This is a genomic window from Pedobacter sp. ASV12 (genome assembly GCF_016429155.1).
Classification (GTDB): domain Bacteria; phylum Bacteroidota; class Bacteroidia; order Sphingobacteriales; family Sphingobacteriaceae; genus Pedobacter.
Map to the genome: position 1 here is coordinate 1 of NZ_JAELUC010000369.1, position 382 is coordinate 382.

At 44.5% G+C, this 382-nt stretch carries 1 protein-coding gene; it reads left to right on the plus strand.

Annotation, left to right across the window (positions count from 1 at the left end):
* A partial coding sequence (locus JHD69_RS20730) for an amino acid permease (RefSeq protein WP_199142195.1) occupies positions 1-382 on the plus strand: 382 nt, incomplete at both ends.

Genomic DNA, 382 nt, shown 5'->3' on the forward strand with positions numbered 1-382 from the left:
CCTTTGTAGCGGGCGAAATGAATAATCCAAAACGTAACATTGGCTTAAGTCTGTTACTGGGTACGCTGTTGGTAACACTCATCTATGTGCTCTTGAATCTCATGTTTACCTTTGTGCTCCCTCTACAGGAAATTGCCACCACCCCAAAAGATCGGGTGGGTATCGCCGCTTCGCAGGTCATTTTTGGTGCAGATGGAACGGTAATCATAGCCATATTGATCATGGTCGCTACCTTTGGTTGCAATAACGGATTGATATTGGCGGGAGCCAGGGTATATTATAGCATGGCAAAGGATGGGCTATTCTTTAAGCAAACGGCAAAGCTGAATAAAAATGGGGTACCGGCATTTGCATTATGGATCCAGTTTATAATGGCCTCTAT